Origin of the sequence: Kitasatospora brasiliensis (assembly GCF_032654805.1) — a bacterium.
Classification (GTDB): Bacteria; Actinomycetota; Actinomycetes; order Streptomycetales; family Streptomycetaceae; genus Kitasatospora; species Kitasatospora brasiliensis.
Genome location: NZ_JAUOOW010000001.1, coordinates 1,471,485 through 1,492,624, shown reverse-complemented (window position 1 = coordinate 1,492,624; position 21,140 = coordinate 1,471,485). Strand labels below are relative to the sequence as shown.

The 21,140-nt window shown below is 71.1% G+C and carries 24 protein-coding genes and 1 pseudogene; 22 read left to right on the top strand and 3 right to left on the bottom strand.

The annotated features are described in order from the left end of the window. Positions 1 to 213 precede the first annotated feature (213 nt). From QWJ13_RS06800 to QWJ13_RS06790, 3 genes are all read left to right on the top strand, one after another. Positions 214 to 1,029: an SAM-dependent methyltransferase gene (locus QWJ13_RS06800; protein ID WP_316521195.1), complete on the top strand. Its 816-nt coding sequence runs from the start codon at positions 214 to 216 to the stop codon at positions 1,027 to 1,029. Between the two features lie 154 nt (positions 1,030 to 1,183). Beyond that, positions 1,184 to 1,501 (top strand): helix-turn-helix domain-containing protein, encoded by a 318-nt coding sequence (locus QWJ13_RS06795; protein ID WP_316521194.1) that lies wholly within the window; start codon positions 1,184 to 1,186, stop codon positions 1,499 to 1,501. Positions 1,502 to 1,668: 167 nt separating this feature from the next. After that, on the top strand, positions 1,669 to 1,884 hold the full coding sequence (locus tag QWJ13_RS06790) for a hypothetical protein (protein WP_316521745.1): 216 nt from the start codon (positions 1,669 to 1,671) through the stop codon (positions 1,882 to 1,884). Here the strand turns inward: QWJ13_RS06790 and QWJ13_RS06785 are convergent. Next, positions 1,833 to 2,492 (bottom strand): annotated as a pseudogene (locus QWJ13_RS06785) (NF041680 family putative transposase); the annotation flags it as partial. The gene QWJ13_RS06790 and the pseudogene QWJ13_RS06785 sit on opposite strands and share 52 nt — an antisense overlap. Positions 2,493 to 2,804: 312 nt before the next feature. Here QWJ13_RS06785 and QWJ13_RS06780 point away from each other — a divergent pair. The 10 genes from QWJ13_RS06780 to QWJ13_RS06735 all read left to right on the top strand — a co-directional run bounded on the left by QWJ13_RS06780 (position 2,805) and on the right by QWJ13_RS06735 (position 10,545). Next, positions 2,805 to 4,625: a hypothetical protein gene (locus tag QWJ13_RS06780; RefSeq protein ID WP_316521192.1), complete on the top strand. Its 1,821-nt coding sequence runs from the start codon at positions 2,805 to 2,807 to the stop codon at positions 4,623 to 4,625. Positions 4,626 to 4,924: 299 nt separating this feature from the next. Further along, a complete protein-coding gene (locus QWJ13_RS06775) occupies positions 4,925 to 5,533 on the top strand; it encodes a hypothetical protein (protein ID WP_316521191.1) in 609 nt (202 codons plus the stop codon). 134 nt (positions 5,534 to 5,667) lie between these two features. Continuing rightward, positions 5,668 to 6,087, top strand: a complete 420-nt coding sequence (locus QWJ13_RS06770; protein WP_316521189.1) for a head decoration protein — start codon at positions 5,668 to 5,670, stop codon at positions 6,085 to 6,087. Between the two features lie 12 nt (positions 6,088 to 6,099). Further along, entirely contained in the window at positions 6,100 to 7,149 is a 1,050-nt protein-coding gene (locus QWJ13_RS06765) for a major capsid protein (protein WP_316521188.1), read from the top strand. Further along, on the top strand, positions 7,149 to 7,382 hold the full coding sequence (locus QWJ13_RS06760) for a hypothetical protein (protein ID WP_316521186.1): 234 nt from the start codon (positions 7,149 to 7,151) through the stop codon (positions 7,380 to 7,382). Before QWJ13_RS06765 ends, QWJ13_RS06760 begins: the two co-directional genes overlap by 1 nt. Positions 7,383 to 7,467: 85 nt before the next feature. Next, a complete protein-coding gene (locus tag QWJ13_RS06755; protein WP_316521185.1) occupies positions 7,468 to 7,794 on the top strand; it encodes a hypothetical protein in 327 nt (108 codons plus the stop codon). Further along, positions 7,791 to 8,594, top strand: coding sequence for a hypothetical protein (locus QWJ13_RS06750; RefSeq protein WP_316521184.1), 804 nt, complete (start codon positions 7,791 to 7,793; stop codon positions 8,592 to 8,594). The genes QWJ13_RS06755 and QWJ13_RS06750 overlap by 4 nt, the downstream gene beginning before the upstream one ends. Before the next feature lie 312 nt (positions 8,595 to 8,906). Next, positions 8,907 to 9,209, top strand: a complete 303-nt coding sequence (locus QWJ13_RS06745) for a hypothetical protein (RefSeq protein WP_316521183.1) — start codon at positions 8,907 to 8,909, stop codon at positions 9,207 to 9,209. After that, entirely contained in the window at positions 9,133 to 9,651 is a 519-nt protein-coding gene (locus QWJ13_RS06740; protein ID WP_316521181.1) for a DUF6879 family protein, read from the top strand. Before QWJ13_RS06745 ends, QWJ13_RS06740 begins: the two co-directional genes overlap by 77 nt. Positions 9,652 to 9,690: 39 nt before the next feature. Beyond that, complete coding sequence (locus QWJ13_RS06735) at positions 9,691 to 10,545, top strand: helix-turn-helix domain-containing protein (protein WP_316521179.1); 855 nt, start codon at positions 9,691 to 9,693, stop codon at positions 10,543 to 10,545. A gap of 300 nt (positions 10,546 to 10,845) precedes the next feature. Here QWJ13_RS06735 and QWJ13_RS06730 read toward each other — a convergent pair whose 3' ends face one another. Beyond that, positions 10,846 to 11,067, bottom strand: coding sequence for a DUF397 domain-containing protein (locus tag QWJ13_RS06730; RefSeq protein WP_316521178.1), 222 nt, complete (start codon positions 11,065 to 11,067; stop codon positions 10,846 to 10,848). After that, positions 11,064 to 11,909, bottom strand: coding sequence for a helix-turn-helix domain-containing protein (locus QWJ13_RS06725; RefSeq protein ID WP_316521176.1), 846 nt, complete (start codon positions 11,907 to 11,909; stop codon positions 11,064 to 11,066). The genes QWJ13_RS06730 and QWJ13_RS06725 overlap by 4 nt, the downstream gene beginning before the upstream one ends. 333 nt (positions 11,910 to 12,242) lie before the next feature. On the opposite strand from QWJ13_RS06725, the gene QWJ13_RS06720 reads away from it, so the two are divergent. The 9 genes from QWJ13_RS06720 to QWJ13_RS06680 all read left to right on the top strand — a co-directional run bounded on the left by QWJ13_RS06720 (position 12,243) and on the right by QWJ13_RS06680 (position 20,911). After that, complete coding sequence (locus QWJ13_RS06720) at positions 12,243 to 12,839, top strand: ATP-binding protein (RefSeq protein WP_316521174.1); 597 nt, start codon at positions 12,243 to 12,245, stop codon at positions 12,837 to 12,839. Positions 12,840 to 13,102: 263 nt separating this feature from the next. Then, positions 13,103 to 13,669 (top strand): hypothetical protein, encoded by a 567-nt coding sequence (locus QWJ13_RS06715; RefSeq protein ID WP_316521172.1) that lies wholly within the window; start codon positions 13,103 to 13,105, stop codon positions 13,667 to 13,669. A 62-nt stretch (positions 13,670 to 13,731) separates the two neighbouring features. Beyond that, positions 13,732 to 14,103 carry a hypothetical protein gene (locus tag QWJ13_RS06710; protein WP_316521171.1) on the top strand — a complete coding sequence of 124 codons (372 nt, stop codon included), beginning with the start codon at positions 13,732 to 13,734 and terminating at the stop codon, positions 14,101 to 14,103. 291 nt (positions 14,104 to 14,394) lie between these two features. After that, positions 14,395 to 15,873 carry a Scr1 family TA system antitoxin-like transcriptional regulator gene (locus QWJ13_RS06705; protein ID WP_316521169.1) on the top strand — a complete coding sequence of 493 codons (1,479 nt, stop codon included), beginning with the start codon at positions 14,395 to 14,397 and terminating at the stop codon, positions 15,871 to 15,873. Further along, positions 15,867 to 17,948, top strand: coding sequence for a tetratricopeptide repeat protein (locus tag QWJ13_RS06700; protein WP_316521167.1), 2,082 nt, complete (start codon positions 15,867 to 15,869; stop codon positions 17,946 to 17,948). Before QWJ13_RS06705 ends, QWJ13_RS06700 begins: the two co-directional genes overlap by 7 nt. Further along, complete coding sequence (locus QWJ13_RS06695; RefSeq protein WP_316521165.1) at positions 17,945 to 18,520, top strand: helix-turn-helix transcriptional regulator; 576 nt, start codon at positions 17,945 to 17,947, stop codon at positions 18,518 to 18,520. The genes QWJ13_RS06700 and QWJ13_RS06695 overlap by 4 nt, the downstream gene beginning before the upstream one ends. Before the next feature lie 197 nt (positions 18,521 to 18,717). After that, positions 18,718 to 19,527: a phosphotransferase family protein gene (locus tag QWJ13_RS06690; RefSeq protein ID WP_316521163.1), complete on the top strand. Its 810-nt coding sequence runs from the start codon at positions 18,718 to 18,720 to the stop codon at positions 19,525 to 19,527. Positions 19,528 to 19,556: 29 nt separating this feature from the next. After that, positions 19,557 to 20,000 (top strand): hypothetical protein, encoded by a 444-nt coding sequence (locus tag QWJ13_RS06685; protein WP_316521161.1) that lies wholly within the window; start codon positions 19,557 to 19,559, stop codon positions 19,998 to 20,000. Positions 20,001 to 20,017: 17 nt separating this feature from the next. Continuing rightward, entirely contained in the window at positions 20,018 to 20,911 is an 894-nt protein-coding gene (locus QWJ13_RS06680) for a hypothetical protein (RefSeq protein ID WP_316521160.1), read from the top strand. Positions 20,912 to 21,140 lie beyond the last annotated feature (229 nt).

The window sequence follows — 21,140 nt, the reverse complement described above, 5'->3', positions numbered from 1 at the left end:
GACGGTAATAGTATGACTACTGGACTGCCTGGCGGGTTGTCGGACCTGTGGTCCTGATCTGTTCACTGCGTCTCGACGTCAGTGTCGACCGTTCGGGCGGCTTCAGGGTTGACATGCAACGGCCCCGGGCAGGAACCGCTGGAGCATCCGCCGTGGCGCGCGCCACGGCGCGCAGCGTAGGTGAAGTCAGGACAACGGGGCTCGGGGGACGCGGTGGAGAAGCGCGATGACGAGGGCGACGAGATCGATCTCCAGCTCCACCTGGCTCACTCGGCCCGCATGTACGACTACTACCTGGGAGGGACGACGAACTTCGCCGCGGACCGCGAAGCGGCCGGCCAGGCGATCGCCGTATTCCCATCTGCTCGGGTAGCCGCGCGGGCCAACAGGGCTTTCATGCACCGCTCGACGCGATTGCTTGCCGAACAGGGCATCACGCAGTTCCTCGACATTGGCACCGGCATCCCCACGTCGCCGAACCTGCACGAGGTCGCACAGGGGGTCAATCCGCACGCCCGGGTGCTCTATGTCGACAACGACCCCATCGTGCTGGCTCACGCGCAGGCCCTTCTGCTGAGCAGCCCTAAAGGCCGGACTGTCTACCTCCAAGCCGATGTCGCCGACCCGGCCGCCATCCTCACCTCACCGGAGTTAGAACAGGCCATCGACCTGCGCGCGCCGGTTGCACTCAGCCTGATCGCCCTGCTCCACTTCGTCCCTGGCGACGAAGACGCCTCCCGCATCGTGGAGCACCTCAAGGAGGCCCTGGCCCCGGGCAGCGCCCTGGTGATCAGTCACGGGACCCCCGACTTCGGTCCAGCCGAAGCCGAGCGGATCACCCAGGTCTACGCGGCCGCCGGCACCGAGGTTCGCATGCGTACGCGGGAAGAGGTCGAGCACTTCTTCGACGGCTGGTACCTCCTCGACCCCGGTCTCTGTCCGACCCACAGATGGCGACCGGAAGGCGTTGAACTGGAGATCGCCGATGCCCAGGTGGCCGCCTACGCCGGGGTTGCCGTGAAGCAGTGACCTCTGCTGCCAAGTGAAGCACCTGCGGCACCGTCGGATGCAACCGTGGCCTAGAAATCCTGGACGCCGCACTATCCGGCCGCCAAGCTGCCGGCGCCATGCCTGGGTGAGGAAGGATAGGGGGCAGCGCCGTCCAGGTAGGAGAGGGGAGCGAGTGTCGCGCACGCAGCAGTCGACCGTGAGGTTCGTGGCCTCCGGGACTTGGCCTGACGTCGAACTCGTCGAGGACGCACCGCCCGAGGCGGTCGTCGGACTCGCCTTCGTGCGGCGCCTTCGCGACGCCCTGGCTGACCAGTCGTGGTCGGCGCGCGAACTCAGTCGCCGAGCCGGTGTCGCGCACACCACGATCAACCGCCTCCTGGCCGGCGAGGTGCTGCCCGATGTCGCGACCATCATCCGCCTGGAGGTCGCCCTGCGGATCGACCTATACCCGGCCGGGCTGTGGGCAGAGCTCGCCGAGAAGGCCCAGTAGGCGGCGATTGACGGACGGGTGCCGAGGCCGGACCGAGGATGTTCGTGTGCCCTGCTACCTTCTTCGGTCATGGGCCTGTCGTCTAACGTCCGTGAGCAGTTTCTGTCCGCCAGCAGATCTGCAACCATTCGCACGTCGTTGCCCGTTCCCCCACCAGGGAGGCCGTCATGAGCTCTTCCCCTTTCGCCGAGCGTGATTCTGCGGTGTTGCTCCATCAAGCCGTCGAGTCGCTCCGCCAGGGCAACCACCGTGTCGACATCGCCGTTCGAGGCCCACTGGCTGAGTGGCTGGAGGATGCGGCAGAGGGAGACGACGAAGGGGTGATCAGCCCTTACGCCGTGGCAGTGGCGGAATCGCTGTTGAGCGGCCCTTCAGCCGTCTGAGTTGTGGGGCGAGGTTTGGTGCCCTTCTTGTGGTGGGCGGGCCGGCGTAAGCCTCGCCGGTGGCAAGAACTCTGCCCACTTCGTGGCGGGCGGCGGATTGCTTGTTCTTCGGGCCGGGTGGCCGGCCCGGTCCGGGGCAGGTGGGTTTCGGCGCTTGCGCTGGTGAGCGGGTCTTCGTGTGGAGGTTCCTGAACCCAGGTCGGACGCGGGTGGGGGTGAGTTTGTTCGGTTCCGCCGACCGCTCCCAAGGGTGGCGGAGGTCGGCGACGAGCGGTCGGGCGAGGCGGAGCTGGGTGTGGGCGGCGATCACGATCCAGGTCCATCGGTCGGCCGCCGCCGAGTCGCGCAGGCGGGGCCGGGTCCAGCCGAGCGTCTGCTTGAGCAGGCGGAACGTGTGCTCCAGGTCGAAACGGCGGAGAAACGCTTGCCAGCAGCGGTCGAGGTCGGCCGCGGTGGCGTCGGTGCGCGACCACCAGAGCCAGACCGGCCGGTTCACCCCGCCGCTGGGCAGCTTCTCGACGGCCAGCCGGATGACCGTGCCCTCGATGACCGGCAGCGGCCCGTCGCAGTCGAGCCAGGCCGAGCCTGGGGTGGAGCTGATCCCAGGCCCAGCAGCGCGCAGAACTGCTGGACAGCCTTGCTGATGTCTCCGAGGCTGCTGCCAACCCAGCTGAGCGGCGCCTGCGCACCCGGGCCCGCTTGGCGCTGACCGCGATCGCGAATGCCAGCGCGGCGATCGGCCCCACCTCGCCCATTGCACAGGCCGTCACTGACTGGCAACACGTATACACCAGCCTCTTCTGAGCTCTGGCGATCTGCCCGCTGGTCGACCGCCGGGAGTTCGCCGGGCTGAGAGACTGCAGTGACCGAATTAAGCTTCGGGATGGCGTGGGGCTTGGTTGCCTGGGAGGGCAGCATCCGTGGGCCTGCGTGAGCTGATCATCGACGCGTGGTCGTGGCTGAACTACAAGCCGATCATGTCTCAGCCGCCACGGCGTGGCGTCGGGCCGTTCGGTGAACTCGCCTCCGGCTGGGTGCCGGCGGAGGACCTGCGGCGACTTCAGACGTACAAGGTTCTCATCGCGTACGACCAGAACCAGGCCGGGCAGGTCGCGTCTGCGGCTGGGGACGAGAACGGTCTCGACCGGCGCGAGCTGGGTGATCCGGCGAAGCTCAACGCGTCGGCGCTGGGGTACCTGTTGGGTCCGTCACAGTCCATCGTTGTGCCGGGTGCCGAAGGTGAAGGTGACGGCGCGCAGGCGGTGCCGCACGCCGCGCTTGCCCGGGACGTGCAGGACCGGCTGCGGGGCTGGGCGCGGCGGGAGCTGCTGCCGATGCGGATGCAGCAGTGTGAACGGTCCGCGGTGCGCTACGGCGACGGCGTCTACACGCTGGCCTGGGACGCGGCGGCGGGGCGGCCGCAGCTGCGCACGATGGACCCGGGCTGGTACTTCCCGGAGTGGACCGATGACGAGGCCGACGGCGGGGAGTTCCCTACGACGGTGCACTTTGCGTGGGAGTTGCCCGAGGACCCGGCCACCGGCCGGAAGGCGCGGATACGCCGGATCACCTACGAGTTGGGGCCGATCGCCGGCGTGACCAGGTCGGTGGTCCCTTCGAAGGGCGGCCCGCACCGGGAGTGGGCGGCTGGCAATGACGGGGAGGCGCTACTGCTGCCGGGGGACCGCGTGGACGCGGGCAGCGGCATGGTCGCCCGCACCTACCCGTGGTCGCCGGACAAGCCGTCGTTCACGACCTGCTACCTGACCGACGCGGAGTGGCTGCTCGAAGACCTCAAGGCCGGGCACAACGTCTACAACCTGCCCGCCGAGAAGGCGCGGTATCGGGTGCGGGGAGACGGTGAAGTTCTCCATGGCTTGGATCTACAAATCGACTTTGTGCCGGTCGTGCACATCACGAACTCGATTGTCGAGGTCGGGGAGCACTGGGGGCAGCCGGTGATCTCCCGCGTGATGCAGGCCCTCGATGAACTGGCAGCCACGGATACGGACTCCTCGGCCGCGTCGGGGACCACCGGGACGCCGATCGTCGCCCTGTCCGGGGTTAGGTTGCCGAAGGACCGCAGCACCGGCGCCCCCGTGCCGCTCAAGGTCGAAGCGGGCACCGTGTGGTCGCTGAACGAAGGCGGTTCCATGTCCACCCTCGATACCTCTCCGCAGCTGCGGGAGTTGCGCGCTCGCACCGACCACCTCCTTGACCGGCTCGCCGGGAACAGTCGGCTGACCGCCTCCGGCCTGGGCGTCGTGAAGCCGTCGGAGGTGCCGTCCGGCTATGCCCTGTCGCTGTCGCTGGGGCCGCTGGGTTCCCTGGTGGGGGAGATGCGGCTCGCCCGCGCCCACAAGTACCAGCTGTTGCTGAAGATGGCTGGGCGGCTCTTCCAGGCCGGACAGGTCGGCTGGCCCACCGGGGAGCTGCCGGCCGCTCAGATTGTGTGGGGCCCGCACCTGCCCACCGACAAGACGGAGGCCCTCGACCTCGCGGTGAAGGGCTATGAGGCCGGGCTGTTCAGCCTGGAGACCTGCGTGCGGATGCTCTCCGACGCCGGGTTCCCGATCACCGACATCACCGACGAGATCCGCCGCATCCAGGCCCGGGCCTTCGACGCTGCTGCCCGCCTGGCCGACGCGACCGGTGACACCGGGGTGGTCCGGGACTTCCTCGGCCTGCCCGCCGAAGGCCCCGCGGTGCCCTCTGTGCCGCTCGCAAAGGCTTTCGGGTAGAAGATCACTCCGGACGCCCCAGAAGGGCATTAGGGGGCCGCCTTGGCCCCCTGCGGCGTCAGCCGTGGGGGGTTGGGGGGTAGGAAGGAAGTAGGTAAGGAAAGGAAGGAAGGAAGGGGTTCCCCCGGGGAAACCCAGCAGGTTCCCCCGGGGCAACCTGCTGGGTTTCCCCGGGGGAACCTGTTGGGTCCCCAGGACGTGGGTTCCCGTGGGGGAACCCATTGCGGGTAGCGCCCGCCCGGGACCACCCCCTGGTTACACTGGTCACTGGCGCGGGGGTGCTGCTCCGGAGGAATCCGATGACTGCCAACCCGCCCGCCGGAGACCCGGCCGCCACGCAGACCCCGGCCAGTACCGACCAGGGCAGCGCCCTCATCACCCAGGACACCCTGTCCCGACTCCTGAGCCGCGAGAAGGACCAGGGCTCCCGCGCCGGCGTGAAGAAGCTGGTCGCCGACCTCGGATTCGCCGACGCCACCACCCTCCAGGCATGGGTGGAGGCGCAGCGCGCCGCCGAGCAGGCGGCCCTCGGGGAGGTCGAGCGCCGTGAGCAGGCAGCCGCGCAGCGCGAACAGGCGGCCCTTCAGCGCGAGCAGCAGGCCCTCGACCGGCTCCACCAGGCTGTGCGGCACGCGGCCCTGAGTCGCTTGGGCGCGACCGGCCAGAACCTGGACGACGCGATCCGTCTCCTCGACGTTGCCGCCGACGCCGACGAGCACGCTGTCGCCGACGCGGCGAAGCTGCTGGCCGACCGCCGCCCGGAGCTGTTCGGTCCGGCCTCGCCCACTACCGCGCCGCCCGCGCCGACCGGGTCGCCCGCCGGCGGCCCGCCGTCACGCGGCCAGGCCCCCGCGGTCAGCTCCGTCGGCCTGGACATGGCCAAGCGCCGCGGCTACCTCACAGCCTGACGAACCGACCGCACCCGCTCGTCTGACCCGGCAGCGAACCGGGACCAGGGGACCACGCCCCGCACCACCGACGTGGACGGCACCACCAGCAGGTGAGTGCGTGACCGCCAGCTCCCGCGAAGGCGATCACACCCTTGACCACCCAGCCGATCACCACCTCGGCGACGTACACCGCCGGACGCCCCTGGCTCGCGTCCACCCACGGCACCGACCAGACCGAGACGGTCACCGTCGACGCGTCCAAGCTCGTCGCCAACACCCACTACGTAGCCTCCACCGACTCTACCCAGCCCTACAGCCGGCTCCTGTCCGGCCTTGCCCTCGGCAAGATCACCGCGTCCGGCCTGTACGGGCCGTACGACCCGGCCGCCACCGACGGCCGCCAGACCCTCTGTGGCCTGGTCTATGACGAGGCCCTGTTCGCACCGGGTCAGACGCGGATCCCGTGCGCCCTGCTGTGGCACGGCGTCGCCCGCGCCTCCAAGATCCCCGGCGGGATCGACACCACCAAGATCACGGCGTCGCCCGGCGGCGCCCAGATCCGGTTCGTGTAGGGGGCCTGAGCGATGACGATTCAGGACCTCGTCAAGGGCGTGTCCGCGGCCGACCTCACCACCTTCGCCCGCGCCATCCCCTCCCCGTCCGACTTCCTGCTGACCAGCACCGTCTTCCCGGCCCTGGTCACCAATGAGGTCAAGTGGCGCATCAAGAGCAACGGCCGCAAGGTCAACACCGCCAAGTACCGCGCCTACGACTCCAGCGTGGCTTTCGGCGACAGGACCGCATGGGAGACCACGCGGGAAGGCCTGCTCCCCGCCCTGGGCCAGAAGCTCACCGTCGGTGAGCAGCAGCAGATCCTTCTGGAGCAGTCCCACGGCGCCGACCAGGACCGGCTGCTGGAGCTGCTGTTCGACGACGCCGAGAGGCACATCGAGGCCATTAGGAGCCGTCTCGAACTTGCCGCCGGTGACGTCCTGCTCGACGGCAAGTTCACCCTCGACAACGAAGCCGGTCTCACCATCGAGATCGACTTCGGAGTGCCCGCCGGCAACATGCCGGTGGCACCGAAGCCCTGGTCGGACCCGACGTCGGACCCGCTCGCCGACGAACTCGGCTGGCTGTCCTACCTGGACGACCTCGGCGCGCCCGAACCGGAGATGGTCCTCACCTCCAAGAAGGCGTTCTCCCAGCTCGCCCGCAACAACGCCTACCGGGCCGCGTACTACCGCAGCGTCAACCCGTCCAACACGCCGACCCGCACCCTGACCGTGTCCGAGGTCAACGCGGTGCGCAACGACTACGGCCTGCCGCCGGTCACCCTCTACAAGGCACAGGTCAACGTCGACGGCGCCGCCACCAAGGTGCTGCCCGACGACCGGTGGATCATGCTGCCGCCGGACCGCGCGAAGTGGGGCCAGACCCTCTACGGCGTCACCGCCGAGGCCCTAGTCCTCGCGCGCGGAACCAACCCCGAGATCGTCCGCGAGGACGCCCCGGGCATCATCCTCACCCGCGGCGTCACCGACGACCCAGTCTCCATCTGGACCAAGGGCGCGGCCGTCGCGATGCCGGTCCTCCACACCCCGGACTGCCACATCGTGGCCAAGGTCCTCTGATGCCCGAGCGGCGCCTCGCCTACGCCGTCCACCTCCAACACCCCGGCACCGGGGAGCACGTGGTCCTGCTGCCCGGCTGCATCCCGCCCCCGGAGCTGGCCGAACTCATCACCAACCCGGACGCCTGGCCGCACTCCAAGCACCCGGACGACCAGCACGCCCCGGGCCCCCAGGCCGACGGCACCCAGCCGCCGGTGAGAACCCCGCGGACCCGCAAGACCCGCACCGACTAGCCACCCACCTCACCGGCAGGACCGGCACCCCCACCACGCACCGGGGGTGCCGGTCCCGCCGCACCCGACGATCGGACCCCCACCCGTGGACCCCGCCGTCCTTGCCTGGCTGCACGCCCAGCTCGGCACCACCAACACCGACGACCTCACCGCCCGGTACAACCGCCTCGGCACCGCCCGCGCCGTCGCCGCCGAGGTCCTGGCCGAACGCCGCGCCGCGCTGCTCGCCGACCCGCTCCGCCTCGTCGTGGACGGCGCGGTCACCGTCGACCGCACCGCGAACCTCACCGGCATCGAACGCCAACTCGCCCAGATCCAGGCCATCCGGGGCCCGGACGAGACAGCGCCCGGAGACGACACCGCAGCGCACCTCGACACCGCCACCCTCGTGCCCGCACGCCGCACCCGGTGAACCACACCGCCCCGACCGCCGACAGCCCCGAGCGCGAAGACGAGGGCGGCGTTCCCTCCGAACTCGCGGCCGCCTGGGAGTACCTGACCGGCGCCCAGGCCGCCGTCCTCGCCGCGCTCTCCCAGGGCCGCCGCACCGCCCGACTGGCCGCAGTGATCACCGACTTCGCCGACGCGGTACGCATGTTCCACCACGCGGTGGACGGGGTGATCCGCGACTACGCGCACCACGAGGTCCCCCGGCTCTACGAACACGCCGCCCGGGACGCCGCCGCGAGCCTCGGCCGCACCTTCGCCTGGACCCCGGCCCACCAAGGCGTCGTGCGGGAGCTGACCGCCGACACGTACGGCGAACTGCTGCACCGTTCGCAGGAGGCCGTCCGGACGGCGGGCGCCTTTTACCGGTCCGCCCGGGCCGTGGCCCGCCACGATCTGCCGCTCCTCAGCGTCGACCGCGCAGGGTCTTCGGCCGCGGCCCGGGCCCTCGCCGACCGGCTCGCCGCGGCCTACCGCCTCGACCGTGTCGTCTACCGCAACGGCGCCCGCATGCCGGTGCGGGCCTGGGCCGAAGCCGCCGTCCTCGCCCGCTCCGCCGTTGCCTACAACGCCGGCACCCTCAATGCCGCACGCGAGTACGGCATCCAGCACGTCCACGTCTTCGACGGCTACGACTGCGGCTGGACCAGCCACACCGACCTGGACAAGGCCACGCAGATGCCGCGCACCGTCGAGGAGGCCGCCGAGTGGCCGATCTCCCACCCTCGGTGCAGCCGCACCTTCGGGCTCACGTCCGAGCAGTAAGCAGCGGTGCTCGCGCTGCCGATGGGGACGAGCGACAGCAGGCCGGGTCCGGCGGCCAGCGGGCGTGGTGGAGACGCCGCCGAGGCCCGATGCGAGAAGTTGCGCGCGTGGCCCCCGAGGGGCATCCGCCCGGTCGCCGTGACCGCAGGGCGTGAGCGGGGTTTCTGGCCCAACTGGCATGACGCCGCAGCCTTGTCACCGCCGTCCGTCGGCCGTACGGTCCAAAGGTCCACAGGATGTCGATGTACCTGACAGGCCGGCTGTCAGCGAGGGACGATGGCGACCGGCACAACTTCTCGCAACCTCTCGGCGATGGGGAAGGTCATGCGGCTACGGTTCATTGCGAAGGACCCGGAGAGCCCCGACGGCGATTCGCCGACGGTGTGGGTCGACGAGGAGAACTCGGACCTCGTGATCCAGGGGTGGACGGCCGATGACGGCACGGTCGAGGAGTGTCGGCGAACCGGCCGGATCCCGGATCACGAGGGCGTGTTCAGGGTGCCCGTACGGATGGTGCGGGCGTTGAGGGAGGCGTGCGATGTCGCCGAGCGCGGCGCGGATCGAAGAGCTGCTGACGGCCACGGTACGGACGGCCGTTCACCTGGAGATGCGTGACGGATACACGCAGAACGACCCCGCACTCGACGCCTGGAGAGCAGGACACCGGGCCGACCCAGGCGACCGCTCCTCGTGGTGGCGGCCCTGGCTCGAGGTCATCGCCGAGGCCGTCGGACGCGGAGTGGAGATCCGGCGGGCCCGAATCGTGTCGACGCCTCCGAGCGAGTACATCCGCTACGAGTACGACGTGACGTTCCCGAACGTGGCGGCCGGCGAGCAGGTTCGCTGGCTGCCGCGCCGGGACGCGTCGTTGATCGCCTTGCCCGGCAACGACTTCTGGCTGTTCGACGACCGCCTGGTGCGCTGGGGCCACTTCAACGGCGACGGCGACTCCCTCGGCGGGGAGCTCACCGACGACCCTGCTGCGGTCGCCCTGTGCTCGCGGGCGTTCGACGACGTCTGGACCCGCGCGCTCCCGCACGACCAGTTCACCCTCTGACCGGCAGCGAGGACCCACGCCCAACACCAGCTGACCTCCGTGCCCTCCTACACCCCATCCTCCAGCGTCATCGCCGCCCGCAAGGCCCTGGCCGAGCGGCTGCGCGACCTGCGCCGGGACGCCGGAATCACCGGCCGCGAACTCTCCCGACGCTGCGGCTGGCACCCCGCCAAGACCTCTCGCATCCAAGACGGCAAGGCCGCCCCCTCCGACGACGACATCCGCGCCTGGTGTCGGGCCTGCCAAGTACCCGACCAGGTAGACGACCTGATCGCGGCATCCCGAGCCCTAGAGTCCATGTACGTCGAGTGGCGACGCCTGGAGAAGACGGGCCTGCGCCACGCCCAGGACTCCGTCCTCGACCTATACCGCCGCACCCGGCACTTCCGGGTGTACGCCCACCGCGTGGTGCCCGGGATGCTCCAGACCCGCGAGTACACCCGGGCAGTCCTCACCGCGGTGCAGCGCGCCCGCAACACGGCCGACGACGTCGACGCCGCCCTCGACGCCCGGATGGACCGACAGGCGATGCTTCACCGCAGCCGGCGGCGCACCTTCGCGGTCGTGATCGAGGAATCGCTCCTCCACGGCGGCGTCGCCGACGCCGCGACGATGGCCGGCCAGCTCGGAACCCTCATCGAGTTCAGCGCCAGGCCCACCGTGAGCCTCGGCATCATCCCTATCCACACCGGTCGACGCCGCTCCCCGGCCGAGGACTTCTACATGTTCGACGACATGCAGACCTCCGTCGAACTGATCAGCGGCCACCTCCGACTGACCCAGCCCCACGAGATCGCGATGTACGCGAACGCGTTCGCCACCTTCGCCGAGATGGCGCTGTTCGGGCACGCGGCACGCCACAGGATCGCCGCCGCGCTCAAACGCCATCGGTGACGGCACGCAACTACTCGCAACGTCGCTCCATCATGCGCGACCTCGCCGCTACGGTCGACTACGACTTGGCTTCCCGTCGACACCACGACGGGCAGCTCCGGCCCGCAAGGAGAAAGCCTGTGACGTATCCGTGGGGCGCCGCAGCTCGGCTGGAGGCCGGTGGACGGGGTGTGCTACGCGGCAAGTGCGCCGCGGCCGTTGGGCATTCCTCTGGTAGATCGGCGAGGGGAGGGGGTGGAACAGTAGGCCCGGTCCGGCGCCCGCCGGCTGCGCCGGACCGTGGACCGCCTGGATCGGCTGCTAGACGGTTCCGAAGTCGAAGTCGTCGGCTGCCACCGTCCGGATAAGAAGAGCATAGGTCTCCGGGGTGATGGCCAGCGCCGGTCCTTCAGGATCTTTCGAGTCTCGGATGTAGATGACTGATCCGGCAGCGGCGACTTCAACGCAGTCTCCATTGCCGCCGCTGTAGCTGGACTTCCTCCACGCGACCTGCAACGTTGTGGAGTTCGGCACGATGCTCACTTCAACCGGTCTTTCTGCTCAGCGATGAAGTTGAGGGACTGTCCGACGGGCCACGCTTCGGCAGCGACCTCGCGGAACGCCCGGTCGAAGACACTCACCCGTTGTGGGTCTTCGACCCACTCGCTGCTCAGCAGACCTTCGAGTAGGACGACGTCGAATTCACTGCCAGGGAATCCTAGGATGGAGAACGGCCCGGTCATGCCCTGGTGGACACCTGTCTCAGTGGGCATGACCTGGATGGTGATGTTCGGGAGGACGGCGAGTTCCAGCAACTTCTCCAACTGTCCACGCATGACTTGCGCTCCGCCTGCGAGACTGCGGAGGGCAGCTTCGTGGATGACGGCCCACAACTCCAGCGGCTTCGGCTGGGTGAGTACGGCCTGCCGTTCACGCCGGACGCGTACCCGCGCCTCGACGTCCTCAGGTGACGCCCCTATGGCCAGCCCGTTGATGGCAGCTCGTGCGTAGTCGGCGGTCTGGAAGAGTCCTGGGATGAGTTGGACTTGGTAGGTACGGAACGAAGTCGCCGAGGACTCCAAGCTGATCTGGTCAGCCAGCCACGGCGGCAAGATCTCCTGGTAGTTGAACCACCAGCCTCGTTTGTTGCCTTCCCGGGCGACCGCCACCAGCGATTCACGGAGTTCGTCGTCGCACTCGTAGGCCCGGGCGATCTTGTCGACGTCAGCATGCTTCGCCGGCGTCTTGGCCAGCTCCAGCCGCGAGAGCTTGGCCATGGTGATGCCTGTGAGCTGCTCGACAGCGTCCAGGGTGAGGCCTCGCGTCTCGCGTAGCTTCCGCAACTGGTTGCCGAGTTGGCGTTGCCGAACCGTGGCTGCCGCCATCGGTACCCCTTTCTCGGATCTGGGCCATCAAGTGGTCAGTTTGCCCTCTGCATCATGCCAATCGCCAGCCGCACCTAGGCGAGCCATGCGAGTCGCCATGCCGTCGATGAGAATTCTCAAATTTGGCAGGCGCACTTGTCATGCCGCACATGCAGCTGCCATCCTCGGTGTCACGGATCGCAAACCATCGCCTCCGGGCGGTGACCCGCGATCGCGCAGTTGAGCATGTCTAGATCCAGAGCGGGGAGCCCCATTCACCTCGCTGGTGGCCGCCAGGGTCGCCTCCCCGGAAACGCCTTCAAGCCGCCCATGCTGGCCCCGGAGGGAACTGCCATGCACCATCGCGTCTTACAGATCAAGACCCCGCTGAGAACCGCCGCAGCAGGCGCCGTCCGCAACCTGCTCCTCGAACGAGTGAGAAGCTTCGACGGGGTCACCCTCGATGACGACCAGGCGTACGCCGTCCGCCTGTGCACCTCGGAGTTCGTCGACAACGCGCTGAAGTACACCGACGCCGACCCCCACGCCGAGCTGACCATCGACGTCGACCTGGACCCCCGGCGGAGCCGGCTTCGGATCACCATCACCGACCCCCGCCTGACGGTGCCAGACATGGGGAGTCGGGACGAGGACCTGACCGCCCTCGGCGGCCGAGGGGTCACCGTGGCGATCGGCTACGCCGACGACGCCGGTTGGCACCAGCGCCGCGACGCCGGGGGGAGCCCCACTGGCTGGTCCGTCTGGTTCGAGGTCGGCGTGGAGCTCGATTCGCGGGTATTCGGCGAGGTCACCGCCACCCCGGCGGAAGTGCCACTGGAACCCATCCCGGCCCCGATACCGGCCCTGCACGTCGTCTCCCTGCTCGGCCGCGGGGGTACGACCAGGTTCCACCGACCCGGGCGACGCCCCCGGAGGCGCAGCGCCGCGTAGCCCGCGGCCCGCATGCTCGGCGCGTGCCGGACGTGTCGAAGCTCCCGGCTGGCCTCCGCTCCCGCCGGTAGGCCAGTCGGGCCCGCGGCCCCTGCCCGTCAGGGTCCGCGCAGCGGGGCCGACGAACGACGACCCCGGCGCCCGCGCTGCCTGTCCAGCACTCGAACAGCGGGGCAGACAGCGGCTGTCCGGCCGCCTCATGCCCTCCCGGGCGAGGGGGCGGTCGGGCAGCCCCCTTGGATACCTCTGACGGAAGGTCCACGATGGTCACCCGGATCGCGCCGCACGTGCTGGGAAGGCGCTGGCTCGCCGGCGTCAGCAGCACCCCGTGCACGACCACCGACCTGTGGAGGAGTGGCAGCCTCGCCCCGGTGCAGCTCAGCTGTCGGTTCGACGCCGTCCTGGTGGCTACTGCCTTCATGACCCAGGCAGTGCTCGCCGAGCTGGACGAGAGCGGGGTGCCGCCCGGTCCAGTGCTCTTCAGTCACGGTGACCAGACCAGTTGCTGGCTGGTGCCGGTACGTCCCGGCGCGGACTGGCAGCTGCGCGGCACCGTGTTGTTCACCGAGCCCGAGGACGGCGGTGAACCCCCCTCGGTACTGATGCCGGCTCCCGGGAGCGGTCGGGTCTGGGGCATGCAGTGGCTGGTCGACCCGGACGGCTCGGGCAGGCTGACCCGCCACCGGGATCTGGCCGTCGCGCTGCGCCGCGCGCGGAGGGCTCTGGAGTTCGGCGGACGGCGGAAGGATCCCGACCGCGCCCTTGTGAGCGGAACCAGCCCTTTACGCCCACGCGGCCACTCTGGCCGCTGCCACAACTCCCCTTCATAGAGGTAGAGATGAGATCGAAGTCCGTCGTTCCAGCCCGGCTCCTGGGCCAGGTGATATCGGGTATGCGCTGGTTCAGCCGTCGCACCGCCGACCCGGCAGCGACCTGGGCGACCTGGGCCAGGGGCGAGGCCGCCCCGATACCCGTCGGCACCGGCTTCGTCGTGGTGCGACTCCCGGGCGACCTCGGCGCCGACGTCTTCACCGACCTGTCAAGCGCCGTGGCGGAACTGCTCGGCCCGGTCCTCGCCAACCACTCCACCGTCGAAGTCTTCTTGCCGATCGCCCCGGCCTTGTGGCTGGGACCCGACGCGGAGCTGATCGACGGACGCAACGCATCGGAGCGCACGATCAAGTGCCCGCCCGTCGGCCGGGAGGCCGAACGCAGACGCTGGCTCTCTCCGCCAAGGCGCTGCCCCACACCGATCCGGTGCTGACCGAGCCCTACCGCCTGGCCGCCGCCCTCGACCGGGCACGCGAACGGCGCTACCCGGCCAGCGCCTGAAGACTCGTTGTGAGCCGCCGGAGAGCCGACGGCCGGTGCCGGGGAAACGCCGCCGCCGCTAGGTCGGCAAACCGGTGGCTGTCACCACCGGCCGCGGCGGCGGACCGGGGTGGAGGCTCGCGCCCCGGGCAGGGCAGGCAGGACCACCCACACGGGGCGCCGAGGGCGACCCCTCCAGCCGGCAGGCGACCTACCAGTTCAGCACAGACCCAAGGAGACACCGGTGTTAGGCAGCAGCAATGCCGTCAGCGCGCTGCGCGCCCTGGCCGCCCACCGGCTGGACGTGCCGTTCGACGCGGACGGCGTGCCGCAACTGTCCTGGAGGGGCGCGCTCGACCGCATCGCAGCCGAGCTGTCCCGTACCGGCGTCCCCCAGTTGGAAAACCCGTCGGCGGAACACCTCGCGGAAGCCCTGGAAGATGTGGCCCGCCGTCTGCGTCGCGGCAGCGGCGGAGAATCGGGCCCCGCTCTGCTGGACATGATGGCCTCCGAACTCCTCGACGCCGACGCGGCGTTGAGGAAGGGGGAGTACCCGGTGGCGCTGGACCTGGCGCGCCGCGTGTGCGCGGTGATCGTCTGCTTGGACGAGATCGCCACCCACACCGCGGCGCCGAGCGCCGGGCCGGCGCTCCCCGGTGCGGGACAGGCGCATCTTCGCGTCGTGGAGCACCGCGTGCCGTCGATCCCGACGACGTCCCCGCCCGCACCGCAGACAAGCGCACGGCTACCCGAACTTCCTTGGCGCGGAGGAACACTGGTGGATGTCGTGCTGGGCAGCCACCTGCGACACCTGCGCGAGTGTCAGGGACTGGCTCGGGCCGACGTCACTGCCCGGCTGCCCGCCTGCCTCCAGGGCATCGACGTCGACGCCCTGGAGGCAGGGAGCAGCCCGGTCCTGCGCGAAGCGGCGGCGGGCGGGCGCCTGGCCGACGTCCTTCACGCCTACGGCACGGGGGCGATCGCCGCAACAGACTTCGAGCACTGCGTCGCGGCCAACACCCGGACCAGGCATGGGTACTTCATCGACCGCGGCCCCGGCCGGGCGCACCGCTACCAGCTCTTGGAGCATCAGGCCTCGTCCATGCTGCTGGCCGGCTCCCTCCTTGTTCCGGCAGCTGTACGGGTGCCCGCATACGAGCAGGCCGTCGCGCGAAAGGAGGCCTCCCGGGTGCGGGTCGCGGACAACGCCGCGCCCCGCGCGGCAGCGCCTGTGTCGGACCGGAGCTGCGCCCTGTGTCAGGCCTACCGTGCGGACCTGCTCCACGGCCCGCAGGCGGCGACGGCGTGGCTCCGGCAGGTGGGCGCCGTGCGGGCGGAAGCGTTCGAGGGCCGCCTGCGCGCCCCGGACGCCCCGCCCACGACGGTGCTCCTCGACTCGGACCTGCTGCGCCGCCCCGATGACGAGCCCGGTGTGCACGCCGCCCAGATGCTCCACCTCGCCCACCTGGCCCGCACCACCGCCCTGCGGGTGCGTGTCCTGCCCCCGGCCGCTGGCGCCGTGCTGACCGCGGACACCGCCGAACTCGCCTTCCGTGACGGCCGGATCGTGACAGCGGTCTGGGGCCTGGTCGACATCACCTACCAGCACGGCGACGACCTTCGCCCGCACATCGCACTGGACCGCGCCCTGCCCCCCGCGGAGAGCGTCCGGCTGCTGGAACGCGCCGCTGCCGGAGACCTCCCCCGGAGGGCGCGATGGTGACCCACAACTCGATCACCGGCGCCACGGTGCTCGGCGCGGCCGTCCAGGCCCAGACCGTGTACGGCGGCATCACCCTGCACACCCCGCCCCCGCCCCCGCCCCCGGTACCGCGCCAACTCCCACGCCGGCGCCCCCTGGTCGACCGCCACAACCTCACCACCGCCCTCGCGGACCTGCTCGCCCAGGACGACCCGCAGCCCGTGCTGATCACCGGCCCGGCCGGCATCGGCAAGACCACCCTCGCCCTCCACGCCCTGCACCGGCACGGGCACCCGCCTGGTGGACAGCTGTACGCCGAGCTCGGCGCCCACGGCACCACCAGTCCGGCGCACCCCGACGACGTCACGGCCCGGCACCTGCGTGCCCTGGGCATCACCCAACCCCCCACCGACCCTGAGGAGGCCCGCGCTCTGCTGCGCACCCTGACCGCGACCCGGCCGGTGGCAATGCTGCTCGACGACGCCGCCTGCGACGAGCAGGTGCGGGCACTGCTGCCCGCCGACGGGTCGCCGGTCATCATCACCTCCCGGCTGCTGCTGCCCGGCCTACTGGCCGACGGCGCCCACCACCAGGTGCTCGGCCCGTTGCCACCGGACGCCGCCCACCAACTCCTCGCGGCCACCGCCGGAGCGGCAGGCAAGGCGTTCGACCTCGCGGCCCTCGCCGAGGACTGCCGCGGCGTGCCGCTCGCGCTCGCCCTGTCCGGCGCCCACGTGGCCGCCGGACACCCCCTTACCCTCCACGCCGCCTCGGCGGCCGCCCCGTTGGAGAGCACCGTGACCGCAGCACTCGACCAGACGTACCGGGCCCTGGCCCCGGACACCAACCGCCTCTACCGGGCACTCGGCGCGTTGCCGCTGCCCGGCAGCCGGATCGACCCTGAGATGGCGGGCGCCGCCACCGGCCTCGACCCGTCGGCCACGATCGGCCACCTCACCGAGCTCGTGGCGGCCGGGCTCGTCCGCCCGCCCGGCGGCGGTGAGACCGGCGGGCACTACGGCTTCGTCACCGCAGGCGGGCGCCGCCACGCCGCCGCCCTGGGCCGACGGGCAGGGGACAACGACGAGATCGACACCGTCCGCCGCCGAGCCCTGGACTGGCTCGTGGCCGAGGCCCACACGGCCTCGCGAACCCTGCACCCCTTCCGGCGCACCGTCGAGCCGAACCTGCGCTACCCCCCACCCCACCGCGCTGCCCTCGCCGACAAGCAGGCGGCCCTGACCTGGTACGCGCGGTGCGACACCTACCTGCGCCCCGCCCTGGAGAGCGCCCACAGTCACGGCCTGGACCACGTCACCGTGCATCTCGCCCACGTCTGGTGGCCGTGGCTGCTGCGCCAGCGCCCCTACACGCTGTGGAAGTGGACCTACGACCGTGCGATCCCGGCCGCCCAGCGCCTCGTTCAGGCGTCGTCGGGCCCCGGCCGGTTCCTGCTGCGCGACTTGTTCGGCGCCCGCGCCACGCTGCGACGGGCGATGGGCGACCACGACGGCGCCGTCGAGGACTGCGGAGCGGCCCTCGCACTTGCCACCGAGGACAGGGACGACGCCGGCCAGGCCCAGCACCTGCACGACCTCGGCCTCGCCAACCACGCGGGAGGCAACCCGGGACTCGCCCGCGTCTACCTGACCGAGGCGCTGCGTCGGCGCACCAGTCTGGGTCACAGTCGCGACACTGCGGTCACCAGGGTGGCGCTCGCCCTCGCCCACCACGACCTCGAAGACGATGACATCGCGCTCGGCCACCTGCGTGGTGCCCACCGGGAACTGGCCGCGGCGGGCGACGGCCTGAACGCCGGCCGCGCCCGGGCGTGGGAGGGCCGCATCCTCGCGGGCCGGGGCGACTTCGCCCCGGCGGAGCGTGAGTTCGCCGAGGCGATGAACCTGTTCGTCACCGAGAACGCGCGCCCGTGGCAGGGCCGTGTGCTGCTGTGGTCCGGCGAACTGGCAGGCGCACAGGGTCACCTGGAGCAGGCCGTCGAGCTGCTGCGTTTCTCCCTGCGGATGTACGCGGGCAGCCCGTCCGATCTGAAGGCCGTCGACGAGGCCGCCCAGCGGATCGGAGTGGAACTGTGACCGCCCTCTCCGCCAAGCGCGAGGCGGTGCACGGCCGGGCCTGCCCGTTGTGCGGTGCCCGCGTGAGCGTCTCGGCGGTGCTGCACGAAGTGCTGTGCCTCATGGCGAGCGGGGCATCGAACGCGCAGATCGGAGGGGGCCGGGGCGAGGCACGCGGGGGCTATCTCGTGCGCAGGGTGCTCGCCTGTCTCGGGGCCTCACGGCGTGCCCACGCGGTCGACCTCGCCTGCCGGCTCGGCCTGGTGGACATGCCGGCGGAGGTCCGCCCGCCGTATCAGGGGATCCCTCCCCACCTGCGGGCTTCCGCGGTGCTGCTGGCGAGCGGTCTGTCGTACAGGGAGGCCGCCGAGCGGCAGGGCCGTAGCCCGTCCGCCGTGAGGGCGGACCGGCACCTGCTCTACGGCCGCCTCGGCGCCTCCGGCGGCGCCCACGCGGTCTACCTCCTGCACGCTCTCCAGAAACTGCCGGCAGGCCACCCGTGCGTGTGCCTCAAGTCCCCGGGGCGGAACAGCCCGGAGAAGCAGTGGTGCCCGCCGCCGAGACGGGTGCACGGGGGTGACGCGGGCCGGTGACCCCCTTCGCACCCGCGTGTCCACCTGTCCGATGTCGCAACCGCCACCCATCCCACTGACCCCTGACTCCGGAAGGTACTGACGTGACTCCCGACGAAAGTTGCGCTGCGGTCATCGTCGCGGCCCGACGCAACGGCCTCGATCCGCGTGGCGCAGCCCTGATCCAAGCCGGCCCCCACCACACCTGGCGCCTGCCCATGTCCGGGGCTGTGGCCAAGGTGTGGGCCCCGGGTACCGCTGTCGAGGAAGCTGCGAGGGACACCCGGATCGCGCGGTGGCTGCTGAGCAACGGGATCAGGGCCCCGCGGCCGGTCGGCAACTCCGCCTACCCGCTGACCGACTCCAGCGGCCGGTACCAGCTCCAGGTCGGCTTCGCCGAGGACCTGGGCGACGGCGAGGCCAGTTCGGCCGACCTCGCCGAGGTCCTGCGGCGCCTGCACGGCCTGGCCGTGCCCCGAGACCTGGGCCTGACACGGTTCGACCCGTGCCGGGACCTGGTCGGGCGCCTGCGGGACCTGCCGCGGGGCACGCTCTCTCCCGAGCAGGAGCGGCACCTGCGCACGGTGCTGGCCAACACGCGCACGGCGTGGCGCGCCGCACCGTGGGGCCCGCTGTGCGTGATCCACGGCGACGCGACCCCCTCGAACTGCATCGCGACACCGCACGGTGCGGCGCTGATCGACTTCGAGCGCGCCGCGACCGGACCCAGGCAGTGGGACCTGGCCGCCGCAGCGTGGGCCCGTGACGCGTACGGCGTACCGCCCGAGAGGTACGAGGAGTTCGCCTCCTCCTACGGTGAGGACGTCACCTCCGACGCTGCCTACGGCCTGATGAGTCCGGTCTTCGCGATCTCGGCGTGGCTCTACCTGGCCGAGTGCGCCCGCACCGAGCCCGATCTGCGCGAGGAGGCCGACCGGCGCCTGGCCACTGTCCTCACCTCCCCCCTGCCGCCCGCCCCCTGGGGCTGGCTGCCCGCCTCCCGCGTCCTGACGAAGGCCGCACGGTGACCGCGGAGAACTCGCAAGCGACGCCGATCGTGGGAGACCGCGCGCGGGACCTCGTCGCCCGCACCGGCCTGCCCGTGCTGCTGCTGGCCGACCTCTCCGGCGAGCCGACCCTGACCGCCGGCACCGGCGACGACCCGCCTCGCTACATCTCCACCACCGCGCTCTACCAGGGCGGCCTGCGTGCCGAGATCCATGCCCCCGGCGGCCCGAAGCCCGAGCAACTCGTGCGCGCGGCCCTGCCCGGCGGCTCGAAGACCAGCACCGGCTACCTCGCCACCCCGGGGGAGATGACGCTCGCGGTGGAAGTGGGCCACGACGGCCTGCTCGCCCGCGCCGCCGTGTGGCGCGGCTGGACCCTCCTTCAGCTCACCGAAGCCGGAAGGTCCAGGCTGCCGGGCCTTCGCCTGATCGGAGCCGACTCCCTGCCCACCGGCCGCCCCGGCCGCATCGTCACCCTCACCTCCGACTCCTGACCGAGAAGTGGACCACGATGACCGACTTCCAGTACCGCAACGAAGCGCACCTGGAACCGGCCGAGTTCGGCCGCTTCGCCGGCCTGATCGAGGCCGCCGCCCAGCACGTGGCCGACCTGTCCGCCTTCGCGCTGCCTCGCCGCATCGTCGTGTGCGCCGTCACCCCGGACGTGTACATCGCCAGGCAGGTCGAGCACAACGTCGCCGTGACCCGCCTCGCCCTGGCCACCCTGCCCGCCGGCTCCACCGCCAGCGAACTCTCCAACAGCCTGGTCGACAGGGCCCGTCGAGGGGCCTCCACGCTCGCGGCGCACTACTACCCGACCTGCCGCGCGACCCTCCTGCGGCGAGATTCCGGCACCCTCGACCTGACCTTCATCCCCGAGGTCTACGACCAGCACCTGCACCCCACCGGCCGCCAGCTCGTCACCCTCTTCGCTCACCAGCTGGCCTCCCTCGCGCAGTACGAGGCCTACCCCGAGCTGCTGTTCGCTCAGGTCAGGTGCAGCATGCTGGACGCCCCCAAGCTCCTTCCCGAGGCGCAGCGCCGCAGGCCCGTGGTGCTCACTCCGGGCTACAGCCAGCACATTGAGCGCCTCGTCTCCAAGGCCCTGTGCGGGCAGGCCGTGGTCGGGGCCCTGCCCGACGAGCCGCCGCCCAGCGACGTCTACCGGGACCTGCGAGCGGACCTCGCCAGCCCGGTGTCCTCGCGGCAGGTCGACGAGAGCGAGGCCTTCGTCGTGGCCCTCCTCGGCGCCGGCGGCAACCCGCTGCTGCGTCAGGTTCTGGGCCGAGAGGACCTGTACCCGACCGCCGCCGACCTCGCGGATCCCACGCGGTGGCTCACCCGCCACGAGGCGGCCGTCGCGGACGCCACCGAGAACGGCAGCGACACCGCAGGCGACGGATAGGACGTGAACCTCCGAGCCCGGTGCCAGATCCAAAAGAGGCCCGGGCCGCGCACCCAGCCCGGGGCCCCGCCGGACCGCCGACACCACGGCCGCCTTCCCGGCCGCCCTCCATCCCCCGCCCCAGGCCTGCTGCCCGGTTCGCGGCGCGCTGCCCACCTCGCCGCGCTTCAGCTACCGGGCCCGCCACCCCGCTCACCAGAGGAGTACACCCATGATCGACCGTGCAACT

Excerpts from the sequence above, each read along its gene's own strand:
- QWJ13_RS06790 (WP_316521745.1), top strand. The coding sequence starts at position 1,669 with ATGAGCTCTTCCCCTTTCGCCGAGCGTGATTCTGCGGTGTTGCTCCAT.
- QWJ13_RS06775 (WP_316521191.1), top strand. The coding sequence starts at position 4,925 with ATGACTGCCAACCCGCCCGCCGGAGACCCGGCCGCCACGCAGACCCCG.
- QWJ13_RS06765 (WP_316521188.1), top strand. The coding sequence starts at position 6,100 with ATGACGATTCAGGACCTCGTCAAGGGCGTGTCCGCGGCCGACCTCACC.
- QWJ13_RS06760 (WP_316521186.1), top strand. The coding sequence starts at position 7,149 with ATGCCCGAGCGGCGCCTCGCCTACGCCGTCCACCTCCAACACCCCGGC.
- QWJ13_RS06745 (WP_316521183.1), top strand. The coding sequence starts at position 8,907 with ATGGGGAAGGTCATGCGGCTACGGTTCATTGCGAAGGACCCGGAGAGC.
- QWJ13_RS06740 (WP_316521181.1), top strand. The coding sequence starts at position 9,133 with ATGTCGCCGAGCGCGGCGCGGATCGAAGAGCTGCTGACGGCCACGGTA.
- QWJ13_RS06725 (WP_316521176.1), bottom strand. The coding sequence starts at position 11,909 with ATGGCGGCAGCCACGGTTCGGCAACGCCAACTCGGCAACCAGTTGCGG.
- QWJ13_RS06720 (WP_316521174.1), top strand. The coding sequence starts at position 12,243 with ATGCACCATCGCGTCTTACAGATCAAGACCCCGCTGAGAACCGCCGCA.
- QWJ13_RS06715 (WP_316521172.1), top strand. The coding sequence starts at position 13,103 with ATGGTCACCCGGATCGCGCCGCACGTGCTGGGAAGGCGCTGGCTCGCC.
- QWJ13_RS06710 (WP_316521171.1), top strand. The coding sequence starts at position 13,732 with ATGCGCTGGTTCAGCCGTCGCACCGCCGACCCGGCAGCGACCTGGGCG.
- QWJ13_RS06700 (WP_316521167.1), top strand. The coding sequence starts at position 15,867 with ATGGTGACCCACAACTCGATCACCGGCGCCACGGTGCTCGGCGCGGCC.
- QWJ13_RS06690 (WP_316521163.1), top strand. The coding sequence starts at position 18,718 with ATGTCCGGGGCTGTGGCCAAGGTGTGGGCCCCGGGTACCGCTGTCGAG.
- QWJ13_RS06680 (WP_316521160.1), top strand. The coding sequence starts at position 20,018 with ATGACCGACTTCCAGTACCGCAACGAAGCGCACCTGGAACCGGCCGAG.